The sequence below is a fragment of the Runella sp. MFBS21 genome (genome assembly GCF_029433105.1).
Taxonomy (GTDB): Bacteria; Bacteroidota; Bacteroidia; order Cytophagales; family Spirosomataceae; genus Runella.
In genome coordinates this window covers 98,319-113,266 of the sequence record NZ_JARNTW010000007.1, presented here as the reverse complement: position 1 = coordinate 113,266, position 14,948 = coordinate 98,319, and the positions used below count along the sequence as shown (strand labels likewise).

The window sequence follows — 14,948 nt, the reverse complement described above, 5'->3', positions numbered from 1 at the left end:
GTTTTCCCAAAAAAAATCCTCTCGTGACAACACAGAGAGGAGGTCGATTTCTTTGAAAAATGGGGACATCTATCAATCACCACCACGCACGAAGCGCTTCAGGAGCGTAGAACAAAAAAGAGCTTAAGTATTCGATTCATTATATTCTACATGCCAAGTGTGGTCAGCTAACATCGTAACTTTGGCAATGTAGCGACTAAACTTGTACGAACGTCCCCATTCGTGAGGAGCTACCATCGACAACACATCTTTGCCATCTTCTTTTTCGTAGACATAATAAGTTTCGTTAAGCACTGGTTCGAAGTTCATTTGAGCCGCATAAATACGCTCCGATACATCCACTCGCTGACGCAAATCTTTGGCTTGCTGTGCCAAAATAGCCATTTGCTGGTAAATTTGGTTGAGTTGCCTTTCGGTTTGTTGACGCATCGCCAACACCGCTTTTCCTTTTACCTTACCCATATCTTCGGGCTTAATGACCGCTCCACCTACAGAGTGGGCATAAGCCATTAGACCTGGATTTTCGGCTACATGATCGGGATTGATAGGATTTTCTATCATGGAATTTGTTGGTTGGTAGTTCGTTTAATTCAACAATACAAAATTAAAGATTGTTTTAACATACATAGACAAAGAGATAACAATCAAGTTATAAATAACAAAAAATAATCCTTTATCAAAACTTAAAACAGATTTTTTATTTTATAAAAACCATATAAATAGATAAATAATTTATACATCTGCATATATAGCCAGACGTCTATCACTTTTAAAACATGATAAATACTCAGCAATACGCTTTAAGCGGTAAACTCCATAGTTTTGCACCCTCAATGAGTGTACGCTAGAAGTGCCTAATGCCTACAGCTTAAAGCCTAATGCCTAATGCTAAGTAGCGAGAATGAGGATTCTTTTGAGAATCTGTCGTTTTTATCCAAAATTTCCCAACAAATCTATGTTTGGCATTATGCTTGTATAATTTTAGTTCAGCAAAAACGTTATTTTTACGACATATTTAAGCCTATTTTTGGGCAAATGCCTGAAAGCGAGTCGATTAATGCAAATCAATAAACACCTAAGCTCTTTATCTCTACTCTCAATCCTTTTTTTGTTAGGGATGTCGAGTTTATTTATTGGCTGTTCGCAATACAGCACGGGACGAGTGAGCGTAGGGTATCATAATCTTACGGCCAAATTCAACGCTTACGTTATCGCAAGAGATAAGATGCGCGAAGCAGAACTTGCGATGAGACGCAATCACAAAGACAATTACAATCTCATCCTTCCTATTTTCCCTCCCCTTGATTCCGTCGAAGCCCAGCCCGTCAATGATTTGTTGGTAGATGTTATCAAGAAAGCATCGCTAATACCTGACCGTCACCAAAATAGCCGTTGGGTAGACAATGCACTCATTCAGATTGGCAAAGCTAGATTGTATAAAGGACAGTTTACAGACGGTATTGAGACGCTTCGATATGTAAATGCCAAAGGAAGAGACGAAGAAGACAAACACGAAGGGTTGATTTGGCTCATGCGGGCTTATACAGAAACCAAAGATTACAACAGCGCTCTTAGTGTATCAGAATACCTACGAACTCAGCCACTCAACGACAAAAACACGAGCCATTTCTATCTAGTAAAAGCTTATTTGCATCAACAAAGAGAAGAGTATCCGCTTGCTTTGGCTATCTTGGAAGAGACGTTTCCGCTGCTTCCTAAAAGTGAAGAGACGGCTCGTATTCATTTTGCTGCTGGACAAATGTACGATTTGCTCAACAAACCTCAAGCCGCAAATGTACACTACAAAGCGGTTGGGAAAAATCGTCCTTCCTACGATTTGAGCTTTTTTGCAAACATGAATGCACTCCAAAATCAAGCGGTACTGGACCCAAATGTATCGACCGAAGGAGGTTTTAGAAGACTACTACACGACCGTAAAACAAGCGACCTAAGAGATAGGTTGTATTATTCGATGGGGGTCATTGAAACCAGAAAAAAAAACTACCCTAGAGCGATTGGCTATTTTCAGGAGTCGATACGGCAGACTACCGTCAATACCACACAGGTGCCTTACACCTACTTAGAAATGGCGAAGTTGTATTATGAGCATTTACAAGATTATGAATTGGCTAAGGCCTATTTTGATAGTTCATTGACGTTGCTACCGCCGAGTTCTCCACAATTCTTGAAAATCAAAGAGCGTAAGGAAGTCTTAGATGAGTTTGTAAAACAAATCACTACGATTCGTACCGAAGATAGCCTCCAACGGCTGTCTCAACTCAATCCTGCAGCACTAGATAAGTTTTTGGATGGAGTGATAGAAGATGAAATTGAAGCCCAAGAGCAAAAAATCAAAGAGGCCGAAAAATTAGTAGCACAAGCCCAAGCACGAGGTGCTAATATGCAACCTTTTGCGGGAGACCCTGCCGAACGGTTTGTGCTGTATGATGTGGTGGTGGCCAATCAAAGTAAAATAGAGTTTCGACAAAAATGGGGAACTCGAAAACTAGAAGATGACTGGCGAAGAAGCTCAAAAGTGTCTAATCTAGTGACTCAAGCCGACAATATAACGCCTGTAGCACCGCAAACTCAAAGCGTGAATACCACTGCGATGGGCGATAATATGGCAAAATTGACGAAAGATTCGCCTGAGTGGAAAGCAAAAAAAGATGCGATGTATCGCAACATTCCCCTTCGCAAACAAGAATTGGATGCTTCAAACCAGCGCATAGAAGATGCTTATTATAAATTAGGGAAAATTTATAAGTTTAATTTGGAAGAACCCCAAAACGCCGTCAAGACATTTGAACAAACATTGACTCGCTTTCCTAATTCTAATTACAAACCTGAGCTTTATTATTTGCTTTATCTTACTAGCAAAACCAACCCCGAAAGTTGGAAAGAAAGACTTTTGAAAGAATTCCCTAATTCTTCTTATACTCGTTTGTTGACAAAAGCCAATGGCGCAACTACTGCCTCAGGCAACATAGAGTTAGAAGCCTTAAAGGATTACGAGAAGATATTGACCTTATATCAAAACGCCAACTATTCGGAGGCTTATGCTCAGCTCGAAATGGCAATCGTAACCTACGCTGGCAGCAAAATTGAAGATAAATACGCCTTGCTACGAATTTACTTGCTTGGAAAACTCCAAGGACGTGAAGCATACCTGAAAGCACTCAATAGTTTTATCAAAGATTATCCCACTAGCCCATTGTTGCCACGTGTGAGAGAAATCCTCGAATCACAGCAATCTACCTCTGTCAAGAAAAATGACTAGGGAAAGTGTGAACTTAGCCATTATTCTAGCGTAAAATTTTTATTATTGCATTTGTATCGATTTTAGGTAGATTTTATGAAAAACTAACTCATAAAGTTTATTGAATCAAGTTAAACATAACTATGACTTTTTTGAGAGGAAAATACCGCAAATTTATTATCCGTTTTTGGATACTTGCGAGCCTTTTTATCGGCGGTATTGTATTTTACATAACGGCAGTTTATTTCAACTTCTTCTGGTTGTTTGGAGGAATGCCCGATTTGAAAGCAATCGAAAACCCACAGAGTCAGGTGGCGTCGGAGATTATTTCAGCTGATGGCCAAACGTTATCAAAATATTTTATAGAAAATCGTACTCCGATTGAGTTTGACCAACTTTCGCCCAATGTCATCAAAGCGCTCATTGCCACGGAGGATGCTCGCTTTGTAAGACACTCTGGTATTGACCCCCGTTCCATGTTTCGAGTACTAAAAGGCGTCGCCTCTAGTGAGCAGGGTACCACCGGTGGGGGAAGTACCATCACGCAACAATTGGCCAAAAACTTGTTTCAGACGCGTAGTGAAAAGTACAAAGGTACCTTGGGAGACTTGCCCATCATCAAGACGGTGATTGCAAAAACCAAAGAATGGATATTGTCGGTACGGTTGGAGCGTAACTATACGAAGCAGGAAATCATGATGATGTACCTCAACACAGTTTCGTTTGGAAACAACGCCGACGGTATTAAGACTGCCTCTAAAACTTATTTCAAAAAAGAACCTTGGAATTTGGATTTGCCTGAGGCAGCTTTGCTTGTGGGAATGCTTCAAAATCCTTCACGCTATAATCCACGCATTTTTAAAGAACGGGCTCTCGAACGCCGTAATGTGGTGCTAGGCCAAATGATGAAGTACGGTTTTTTGACTCAAGAAGAATTTTTGAGAACAAAAGTGAAACCCTTAGCCCTCAATTTCAATATTGAAAACCATAATACAGGGCCTGCTCCCTATTTTAGAGAAACGCTGCGGGATTGGATGAAAGAATGGTTGGCGGCTTACAACAAAGAAAATGGTACCGATTATGACCTTTATACCGATGGGCTGAGGATTTATACCACTATCGATTCGCGCATGCAAAGCTACGCTGAGCAAGCTGCCGAAGAGCATATGAAAGACCAACAAACCAAGTTTTTCAACCATTTCAAAGCTCTTAAAATGGATCCTTGGGTAGTAAAAGGCAAAGGTGGAGGATATGCTCCCGACCCGGGTTTTGAAAAAAGAGCCGTCAGACGCAGTTGGCGATACCGCGAATTGAAAAGGATGTATGGTGATGATGAAACCAAGATTTGGGCCGAACTCCGCAGACCTATTAAAATGAAGGTATTTTCGTGGAGAGGAGACCGTGACACTATCATGAGTCCGTTGGATTCGATTAAATATTACAACAAATTTTTGAGAATAGGGATGGTATCAATGGATCCTCGCAATGGAGATGTAAAAGCGTGGGTGGGAGGAATTAATTTTAAACACTTTAAGTACGACCAAGTAAAACAAGGCAAGCGTCAGCCGGGTTCTACCTTTAAGCCTTTTGTATATTGTTCTGCTATTGACCTCAACTTTGTCACCCCTTGTGATCCTATCGTTGACCGACAAGTTTGTATTGGAGATTGGTGTCCCAAAAACTCAACGGGTAGCTACTCGGGGCAGCCGCTTACGCTGCGCCAAGCGCTGGCTAAGTCTGTAAACTCCATCAGTGTTCATTTAATGAAATTGGTAAGACCCAAAGCCGTAGTAGCCTATGCTCACAAATTAGGAATCACAAGTACTATCCCCGAAGAAGTGACGATTTGCTTAGGTACCCCTAACGTATCGGTTTTTGAGATGGTAAACTCTTATTGTACGTTTGTTAATAGTGGCAAACATGTTGATCCACGTTTTGTGACTCGAATTACGTTGAAAGATGGGCGAGTATTGGCAGATTTCCCACCTAATGAAAAAGAAGTGATTAGCCCGAGTATTGCCTACCAAATGTTGTTTATCATGCGAGGTGCTGTTGAAGACCCTTGGGGGACAGCTCAACGCCTACGTACCCAATATAAATTAGCGGACAACAACGACATTGCGGCCAAAACGGGTACAACTTCTGACTATACCGACGGATGGTTTATGGGAATGACCCCCAACCTTGTAACAGGCGTATGGGTAGGTGGTGAAGATAATCACGTTCACTTTACCAACATGGCCTATGGGCAGGGGGCGCGTATAGCCATGCCTGCTTGGGGACTTTATATGCAAAAAGTATATGCTGACCCAGACTTAGCCGGCAATGAACGCTCTCCTTACCGCCGAGATCGTTTTATTAAACCTGATGGTATGGAAGCCAATATTGGCTGTGGTGGCGTGAAGATTGATACTGTCAATACTTATTTACGACCTAAAGTCACCGACGACGAAAGTATATTATTCTAAAAAAATCATTCACTTTGAGGGCAAGCAATCCACTGCTTGCCCTTCTTTTTTGTTTTTAGGTATGAAATTTTTACTTGCTCCTGATAAATTTCGCGGTTCGCTTACTGCCGAAGAAGTTTGCAGCGCAATGGCAGAAGGAATCCGAGCGGTACTTCCAGCGGCAGATATTATCATGCTCCCAATGGCCGATGGAGGAGAAGGCACCGCCGAAATCTTGACTTTTGATGCCAGAGGTACCATGCTTACGACTACGGTAGCCGACCCTCTTGGGAGAAGTATTGAAGCTGCATACGGTATCTCAGCCGATGGTGCTACCGCCTTCATAGAAATGGCATCGGCTTCGGGATTGCGCCTGCTTGAATCCGACGAACGCAATCCCTGTTTGACCTCCACTTTTGGCACAGGTCAGCTCATCTTAGAGGCTGTACGTCAGGGAGCCAATCATATCGTTTTGGGAATCGGGGGAAGTGCCACTACCGATGCCGGAATTGGGATGGCAGCGGCCTTGGGATGGCAGTTTTGGGATGCAGAAGGACAGCCGCTAGAGCCAAATGGCGAAAATCTTATTAAAATTCACAAAATTGTTAGACCTGCTAGCTCTCCCAAAATCCATGTAGAAGTGGCTTGTGATGTAACGGCCCCTTTGTATGGGTTTGGCGGAGCAGCCCAGCTTTATGCACCCCAAAAAGGAGCTACTCCTGAGATGGTAACGCAACTAGACAAAGGACTTAAGCACCTAGCCGACTTGATAAAAAAAGATTTTGGGCTTGATTTGGCTCATGTACCAGGGGCGGGTGCTGCAGGAGGATTGGGATTTGGGGCTTTGTTTTTCTTGGGAGCCACCCTCAAAGAAGGCGTAAAAATAGTAATGGAACAAACTCACTTTGCCGAAAAGCTAGAAGGAGTAAATTGGATATTTACGGGCGAAGGGAAAATAGATGAACAGACATTACAGGGAAAATTGATTGCTGGAATCGCCAATGCAGCTCACTTAAAAGGCATTCCTGTGGTTGCATTGTGCGGAGCGCTGCTTGTATCGCCCGATGATATTAGGAGGATTGGTCTTACCTATGCTACTTCTATAATCAATCGTCCTATGACATTAGACGAAGCCATTGCTAGTGCTTATACTGGGGTCAAAGATGCCTCTCAACAACTGACTCAGCTTTTTTGCAAAATTTCGAACGTTGACAAGGTTTAGAACTTGCCAACGTTCGATTGTATCAAAATAAAATATTTATTTTTCGAGTAGTGTTCTGATTTTGTTAGATAACTCAGTATTTTGATAAATTCCTCCGAAAAGCTGAGACTGAGGACCATAAGCATAGACTGGCACCATGATAGCCGAGTGCCCTTTAGAACCAAAATTAGCTTTTACTTTTCCTTCTTTTTCATTACCTCCTGTGATACTCATAGCACCCGTTTCGTGGTCGGCTGTGACGATGACGAGGGTTTGTCCATCTTGATCCGCAAAACGGAGCGCTTCCCCAACCGCTTTGTCAAAATCTAGTACTTCATTCACTACATACGATACATTGTTGGCATGACCTGCATAATCAATTTGAGCGCCTTCGGCCATGACAAAAAAGCCCTTTTTTGCCGTTTTCTGAAGATGTTTGATACTTTCTGCTACCGTAAGAGGAAGAAAATTGCCACGACCTTTTTCCATTGAGAGAGCTGCTTGGTCGTCCAAAACCACAAACTTTTCTGCTTTATTATCGTTAGAGATGTCGCTATATTTTCTAAATACATCATATTGACGTACCTTGAGAGAGTCGCCAATATTGCCTTTGTCTTTACGGTCGAAGAAATATTTAGTCCCTCCTCCGACCAAAATATCCATAGGTTCTTTCAGGAAATCACCCGCAATCTCTTCTTGCATACTACGCTTAGGTTGGTGAGCATAAAACACCGCCGGAGTAGCATCCGTAATCGGCCCCGACGAAATGATAGCACATTTTTTGCCGCGTTGTTTGGCAGTCGTTGTCAGAGAAGGGCGCGCTACCAAGGTCGCATCCATTCCAATAGTGCCATTTTTTGTCTTATGGCCTGTGGCTAGAGCAGTACCCGCTGCCGCTGAGTCTGTAATAAAAGACTCGGCAGGTTGGGTTTGCATTAAGCCTAGGTGTTTGAATAAAGCCATATGAAGCTGCCCACGATTGGCGATAAGCCCCGTATGCATTTGGGCAAGGCCCATACCATCACCTATAAGAAAAATGATATTTCGGGGTGTTTTGTTGGTGCCGTCACTTTTATAGGAAGGAATATAAGGAACATAAGCTTCAGTAGGTTGAGTATGCTCTCCGTCGGCGGGTTTAACGCTTTTGAAATAATTAATCAAAGAGGCAGGAGTGTCTGTGCCAATCCAATCGGTATTGACGGCCATTAGTTCTTTCCAAACGGTTTCGGTATCAGTAGTACCCCAAAAACGAACTTTTTTACCTTTTTGGTGAGCGGTGTTTACCAATTCCACCAATTTTTCTCGGTCTTCTTTCGGAAAAAGCCCTTGGCCTTTCCATTGAGAAACTACGCTAAAAGGCGCACTAAAAAGAGCCACTCGACTTAGTGCTTGGGAAGAATAAATTTGGTCAAAACGGCCATCAAACCCTATCCAAGCGGGATATTTTTCAAAATCAGAAGCAGACGGCATACTACCACTTACTACAATTTTCAGGGGTCTCCCCTCTCCTACCAGTTCAGGAAAGCGCTTAAGTTGATTGACTAAGGTGTCAAGGGTAGGATTAAAAGGCGTTTTGAGGTCAATCAGTAACTGTAATGAATACATTTTCCCTGCTTTCAATTGGCTTTGGAGAGGATCCAGGTAGAGCGATTGTAGGGTTTTTCCAGCGGTGACTTCTCGCGGCGTATGAGCTACCATTAGTTCACCGCCTTGTAAAAATACATCTGCTTCTATTGACCCACATTGTAGCCCAAAGGCTCCTAGTAGCGGGTTGGCTTGGGCGTAGTCATTATGGGAGTGAGCTTGCGCAGCAGCGTAGTTGAGTTGGGCCGATGCAGGCAGTACTGCAACCACTCCAAGCAACATTAGAATCAAAGAGCGTTTCATAAGGAAATGGATTCAAACAAAAGGAAAGTGATAATAAGAGGCAAATGTAGGTAAAAAAGCCTCAAAAAGTGACGGAATAAAGAGAGCGTTTGGCTTCTTGAATATCTTGGGTGTCGTCTTTTCTCGGTTTAGTACGGAGGGTAATGTATTGTTGGCGCCATCTCCATTTGAGTTTCCAATGTGGATAAGGAGGTGATATTTTGGTGATTTTCATGCCGTTTTTATTTACAAAACAACGGCTTAAATGTGTCTTAAAAATGACTCAAATATGAAGGTTATGTGAAGATAATGACAAGAAGGACGCATAAGAGGCGTCAACTTTTTATGAATAAATACTAGAGACAGTTTTGAATAAACCACAAAATACCTCTAAAGAATATTTTGTTCGTCATTGTTTCAATGATTGGTAACTACTTAGCGATACGATTTAGGCTATAAGCCCTACACTTTTTGTTAAAAATTGTTTTGCATACGCAACGAATCTCCGCTGCGATTGCTTAAAAACATCGCAAAAAATGCCTACTGCTTAAAGCTTATCGCCTAAGGCTCAGTTATTACAATAATTGCACAAATATCTAACAATGTAAAACTCAGATCCTTAAATTGCTGATTTTTAACACTTAACGCTTTTTTAGTTTTGAGAAGACCCACAATGATGCTGCTAAGCCAGCGAAGAAAAACAAACTCAGACCTTGATTATAATAAACAATAGCTCCTAAGCAAACGACCGAAAGGCAAAGGGCAATCATTGGGAACCAAGGATAAAAGGGTGTTACAAACGGACGCAAAAGAAGAGGCTGAGTATGGCGCAATACAAAAAGACTCACCATACTTGTAATGTACATGAGCATTGCTCCCAATACCGACAAAATGATGATATCGTCGGTACGACCTAGCAATAGTGCGATTAGTCCCAAAGCCCCACCACTTATCAACGCCCAGTGGGGAGTTTGAAAGCGGGAATTAACAGAGGCTAAAAACGAAGGCAAATACCCTTCTCTTGCTAATGCATAAATCTGCCTCGAATACCCAATCGTATTGCAATGAAAAGAAGCAATAAGTCCAAAAAGCCCCAAACTTGTGAAGGCTTTGGCCCAACCACTATCTCGCCCCAAAGTCAAAGATAAAGTCTCAGGAAGAGGATAATCAATATTTACCAAAAGACGCCAATCAGTGGCACCGCCGCTAATAAGCATAGTACCTAAAGCCAAAATCACCAAAGTGGCAATACTTAATAGATAGCCGCGCGGAATGGTTCGGTGAGGATTTTTGACTTCTTCCGCCACCATTGCTACCCCTTCAATAGCCAAGTAAAACCAAATAGCAAAAGGCAAAGCCTCGAAAACACCGCTCCAAGTAACGGGCGGATTGTGGGCAGTAAAATTTCGGGTTTCATAGTAAGGCACCACTAACCCCATGAAAATCAGCAACTCTACTACTGAAAGTAGCGTAACAATCATTGAAAAGTTGGCAGATTCTTTGATGCCCAACAAATTGATACCAATAAAAACCACATAAGCACCTACTGCAATACCCAGCGTAGGAATGGCAGGATATAAAAAGTGCGCATAACTCCCTAACGCAAACGCCACTGCAGGTGGGCCAAGTACAAAATCTACGAGTGTTCCGAAGCCTGCTATAAATCCAAAAACAGGTCCGAGGGCTTGGTAGGCAAAAGTAAAAGGCCCTCCTGCATCAGGCATAGAGGTAGTGAGCTCGGTATAACTAAAAATAAAAGTAACGTACAAAACTGTCACAATGAGAGTGGCCACTAAGAAGCCTAACGTACCAGCAATAGCCCACCCATAATTCCACCCAAAATAAACCCCCGAAATCACCATTCCGACGGCAATGCCCCACAGTTGGGTAGTATTTAAAACTCGTTTGAGAGTTTGTAAAGTAGGGGCTGACAATGAAGAACGGGGCATAAAATAGGAAGCCAAAAAGAAAACAAAATGTTTAAAACTTGATTAACGCCCACCAGCCACATCTATGAACGTACCTGTTGAATATGATGCCGCATCCGATAAAAGCCATAAAATAGCCTTAGCTACCTCTTCAGGTTGCCCGCCTCTTTTCATCGGAACGTTGCCCTTGATTCTGTCTACTCGGCCAGGTTCACCGCCACTTGCATGGATATCGGTATAAATAAATCCTGGTCGTACCGCATTGACTCTTATCCCTTCAGTAGCCACCTCTTTAGCCAAACCTACCGTGAAGGTATCTATAGCTCCTTTAGCAACTGCATAATCAACGTATTCGTTGGGAGAGCCTGTGCGGGCTGCCACCGACGATACATTGACGATAGCTCCCCCTTCACCTCCATAGCGAGTTGACATTTTTCTAATCGCTTCTTGGCTGCACAAAAAACAGCTCAAAATATTAATGTTGATCACTCGTACCAGACGCTCTACTTCCATGTCAACGACATTTTTTTGGGTTTCGAGAATACCCGCATTGTTGACAAGGGCATGAATAGGGCCTAATCGCTTGTCAAATTCATCAAAAAGATGAGCTACTTGCTCGCGTACAGATACATCAGCTTTAATAGCAATGGCTGTCCCGCCCAAATTCTGAATGGTAGTGACTACCTTTTGGGCCGCCTCATGGTTATTTAGATAATTGACACCTACCTGATAGCCTTCTTTAGCAGCTAACAAGGCAGTAGCAGCTCCTATTCCTCTACTCGCGCCTGTAATCAAAATGTTTTTTTTCATAGTGGATTTATAACCCCAATGGTCGGAAAAGTATAAAAAGTCGAAAGCTTTGTTTTAATAAAGATTCCTAAACAAACCTCCCAACTTCATCATGAGTTAATAATAGATGCGTTACTTGCAGTTGTTTTGTCGGGTTACTGTCAGCTCAAAAATAAGACTTACTTACTTCTTTCAAAAATGCTAAAAATGAAACAACTCTCATTTGTATTATTATGCAGCCTGTGCGTATCGTCGCTTTGGGCACAATCTACCGCCAAAGGATATGTATACGAAGATACCAATGGCAACAATAAGAAAGACAAAAAGGAAAAAGGAATTGCCAATGTAGCGGTTTCAAACGGCGTACAAGTAGTATTGACCAATGAAAAAGGCGAATACCAACTACCTGTAGGAGACGACAATATTCTGTTTGTGGTCAAGCCTTCGGGCTATAAAATTGCTCTTGACGCAAACAACCTTCCCAAATATTACTACATTCATAAACCCAATGGCTCGCCAACTCTAAAATACGCAGGCGTGGCTCCCACAGGGCCATTGCCAGCTTCGGTAGATTTCGCCTTGACCCCTTACCAAGAAGATGAAAACTTTACGGCTTTGGTTTTTGGTGATCCTCAGCCTTATACTCCGGAAGATGTGGAGAATTTTACGAAGGGAATCATCGGCGAAGTTGAAGGAATCAAAAACGTATCTTTTGGTTTAACTTTGGGTGATTTAGTAGGCGACAACCTCGATTTACACGCTGCCTACCGCGATGCGGTCAAAAAAGTAGGTATTCCTTGGTACAATCTTATGGGCAATCATGACATGAACTATGATGCCACTACCGACGCCCACGCTGACGAAGCTTTTGAGGCTCATTTTGGTCCCGCCAACTATTCTTTCAATTATGGTAAAGCCCACTTTATTATTCTAGATGATATTTTACATCCTGACCCACGCGACGGCAAGGGGTATTGGGGAGGTTTCCGTAAAGAACAGCTCGATTTTGTGGAAAATGACTTAAAACTCGTTCCTAAAGAGCATCTGATTGTATTGGCCTTTCATATTCCACTTTATACCGACGGGGAGTCTTTCAGACTAGAAGACCGCCAAAGGTTGTTTGATATATTGAAAGATTTTCCCCATACTTTATCATTGTCGGCGCATACGCATTATCAACAACAAAATTTTTATACCAAATCAGACGGATGGTTGCAAGAAAAACCGCATCATGAATACAATGCCGGAACAACCTCGGGCGACTGGTATTCAGGAGAATACAACGAACAAGGTGTCCCCGCCTCAACCATGCGTGATGGCACTCCCAAAGGCTATATTTTTCTTTCACTCCAAGGAAACCAATACACGATTGATTATAAAGTAGCAGGCAAACCTAAAGAATACCAAATCGATATTTTTGCACCCAATGTAGTACCTATTGAGCGAAATACAACGGCCAAGGTATACGCTAACTTCTTTATGGGAAGCAAAAATGACCTAGTAGAGTACCGTATCGATCAGTTGCCTTGGAAGGCTATGAATTATGTAGAGGAGTTTGACCCTCACTTCTTGAGCTTGCTCAATCGCTGGGACACAACCGAAACACTCATGCGAGGACGACGCCCAAGCAATGCCGTCAAATCAAAACATTTGTGGACAACCGGCTTCCCCTCAGGACTTACCGAAGGCACCCATACTATTGAGATACGTGCTAAGGATATGTTTGGTCGAACATTTACCCAAACCAAAACCTACCGTATCGAAAAAACGCCTAGATAACCCAAAAAATACTCATTATGAACGAGTTGCATTGGATGCAACTCGTTTTTTGTGTGGGGTAAATCGGTAAAGTTTGTAACCATGAATTTCTGTTTCAAGCCGATAGTAAGTAGAGTCAAAGTGATGATTAAAAGCGGGATAGTAATATGATTGCCCAACTGGCGCAATCACATACTTCACTCCGCCCCTTTTATCGAGGTCAAAAAAAGCATCAAAGTTGATTCGTTTCGACAAATAAAGCTCTCGTATGACGTCGTCTTGGTAAGCTAGATTATGCTTAAAAAGCATTTGTTGTAAAAGCATTCCACGAAAGTTGTCACCGTACAACACCGCGATGTACTCCCCCTGCTTTAGCCGAGGTTCTAGGTATTTTTTTACATCATTTTGTTGATTGTATTCGCTGTTGTATTGATTAAAATCCGCCAAATGTAGCCTTTCTAGTTGGGTAGTTGTGAAATACAATAATGTGAGTAAGATAATCGATACAAAAAAGTAATGCGTATCTGAATGTAAATAGGATTTGGCGACCTTTTCAGAAAAATAACAAAAAACAGAGAGTAAAGATACGTAGGCAAATTCATGAAAATACCCTACCCCTGCGCCATATTTGAAGGCATTAGCGGTTGAGAAAATAAAAAACAAGAGTGTAGCGATTCCCAAAAAAACTTTGGATTTATCTTGATTAAAAATTCCTTTCAAGGCCAGCACACTGCTCATGCCGATGAGTACCGCAAAATGAGGAATCAACTGTTTGTAAGTAAATCCATAATATCCCCAAGGTTCTAACCGAACGATAAGGCTTCCTATCAGATTGATATAAAATAATTTTGTGTCGTGACCACCTAAAAGGAAAGTAAATAAAATAAGTAAAACCAAACACAAAATAGAAGCTCGTAGCAAGTTTTTCCATTCACGCATCCATACAAAATAACCAACCCATCCTGCTACATACATATACGCAATTTGCTTGGTAAAGAATGCTATCATACTCATAATCACTGCCGCTATGACGTAGATATTCCAGCTTTCCTTCTCTTGAAACGAGCGAAGCATAAAATAAATAAAAAGAGTGAGACACAAAAAAAGCAGGCTATCGATACGGGAATTGGTGAAATACCAATGTTGTAATAATCCAAATAGAAGAGCTAATGCAAAAGGACGATAATATTTGGGAATATGGAGAAGTTTTAAGGAAATAAAAGTAACCCATAAGGCGGCTAGAATAAAAATAAAAGAGACTACTCTACTCACAAATTGTACACGAAAAATATTATTAACGTCCCAACCTGTAAAAGCATAGATTTTGCCGACGATTTGATAATAAAGCGGTGAATAATGAGTAATCCAAAAGGGAGGAAGACTAGGATTTTGGTACAGGGGCAAATCAGCCGCTACTACCTGAATACCATAAGTAGTGGTACGCTCACTTCCCGAAATATCGGGATGATGACTGACCATAAAAATAATCTTTACACTGAGAATAATCGTAATACATAAAGCGGTAAAAAATAGCGAAAGGCTAAGAAAATGAGTACGGGCAAAGGAATAAACCGGCAAAAGGTGAGTTTTCATTTCGCGGATAGTTATAGGCTAGAAAAAAGATAGCCTAATATCCGAAAATAAAAAAAAGGAGCCAAGGCGGTTTAAGCATGATATGCCTAATAGTAGCAAAAAACTTA

General features: G+C 41.8%; 10 protein-coding genes. 4 read left to right on the top strand and 6 right to left on the bottom strand.

Annotated features, from left to right (window positions below; translation table 11 throughout):
• Positions 1-123 precede the first annotated feature (123 nt).
• Positions 124-561 carry a DUF2452 domain-containing protein gene (locus P1X15_RS16035; protein WP_277339142.1) on the bottom strand — a complete coding sequence of 146 codons (438 nt, stop codon included), beginning with the start codon at positions 559-561 and terminating at the stop codon, positions 124-126.
• Positions 562-1,057: 496 nt separating this feature from the next.
• On the opposite strand from P1X15_RS16035, the gene P1X15_RS16030 reads away from it, so the two are divergent.
• The 3 genes from P1X15_RS16030 to P1X15_RS16020 all read left to right on the top strand — a co-directional run bounded on the left by P1X15_RS16030 (position 1,058) and on the right by P1X15_RS16020 (position 6,928).
• A complete protein-coding gene (locus tag P1X15_RS16030) occupies positions 1,058-3,280 on the top strand; it encodes a tetratricopeptide repeat protein (protein ID WP_277339141.1) in 2,223 nt (740 codons plus the stop codon).
• Positions 3,281-3,402: 122 nt separating this feature from the next.
• Positions 3,403-5,727, top strand: a complete 2,325-nt coding sequence (locus P1X15_RS16025) for a penicillin-binding protein 1A (protein ID WP_277339140.1) — start codon at positions 3,403-3,405, stop codon at positions 5,725-5,727.
• Positions 5,728-5,788: 61 nt separating this feature from the next.
• Positions 5,789-6,928: a glycerate kinase gene (locus P1X15_RS16020; protein ID WP_277339139.1), complete on the top strand. Its 1,140-nt coding sequence runs from the start codon at positions 5,789-5,791 to the stop codon at positions 6,926-6,928.
• 36 nt (positions 6,929-6,964) lie between these two features.
• Here P1X15_RS16020 and P1X15_RS16015 read toward each other — a convergent pair whose 3' ends face one another.
• The 4 genes from P1X15_RS16015 to P1X15_RS16000 all read right to left on the bottom strand — a co-directional run bounded on the left by P1X15_RS16015 (position 6,965) and on the right by P1X15_RS16000 (position 11,511).
• Positions 6,965-8,794 (bottom strand): alkaline phosphatase, encoded by a 1,830-nt coding sequence (locus P1X15_RS16015; protein ID WP_277339138.1) that lies wholly within the window; start codon positions 8,792-8,794, stop codon positions 6,965-6,967.
• Between the two features lie 61 nt (positions 8,795-8,855).
• On the bottom strand, positions 8,856-9,008 hold the full coding sequence (locus P1X15_RS16010; RefSeq protein WP_277339137.1) for a hypothetical protein: 153 nt from the start codon (positions 9,006-9,008) through the stop codon (positions 8,856-8,858).
• Positions 9,009-9,414: 406 nt separating this feature from the next.
• Positions 9,415-10,722 (bottom strand): ethanolamine permease, encoded by a 1,308-nt coding sequence (eat, locus tag P1X15_RS16005; RefSeq protein ID WP_277339136.1) that lies wholly within the window; start codon positions 10,720-10,722, stop codon positions 9,415-9,417.
• 42 nt (positions 10,723-10,764) lie between these two features.
• Positions 10,765-11,511: an SDR family oxidoreductase gene (locus P1X15_RS16000; protein ID WP_277339135.1), complete on the bottom strand. Its 747-nt coding sequence runs from the start codon at positions 11,509-11,511 to the stop codon at positions 10,765-10,767.
• 186 nt (positions 11,512-11,697) lie between these two features.
• On the opposite strand from P1X15_RS16000, the gene P1X15_RS15995 reads away from it, so the two are divergent.
• Positions 11,698-13,269 carry a calcineurin-like phosphoesterase family protein gene (locus P1X15_RS15995; RefSeq protein ID WP_277339134.1) on the top strand — a complete coding sequence of 524 codons (1,572 nt, stop codon included), beginning with the start codon at positions 11,698-11,700 and terminating at the stop codon, positions 13,267-13,269.
• A 15-nt stretch (positions 13,270-13,284) separates the two neighbouring features.
• On the opposite strand, the gene P1X15_RS15990 is transcribed toward P1X15_RS15995, so the two are convergent.
• Positions 13,285-14,841 (bottom strand): hypothetical protein, encoded by a 1,557-nt coding sequence (locus P1X15_RS15990; protein WP_277339133.1) that lies wholly within the window; start codon positions 14,839-14,841, stop codon positions 13,285-13,287.
• Between the last annotated feature and the right edge of the window lie 107 nt (positions 14,842-14,948).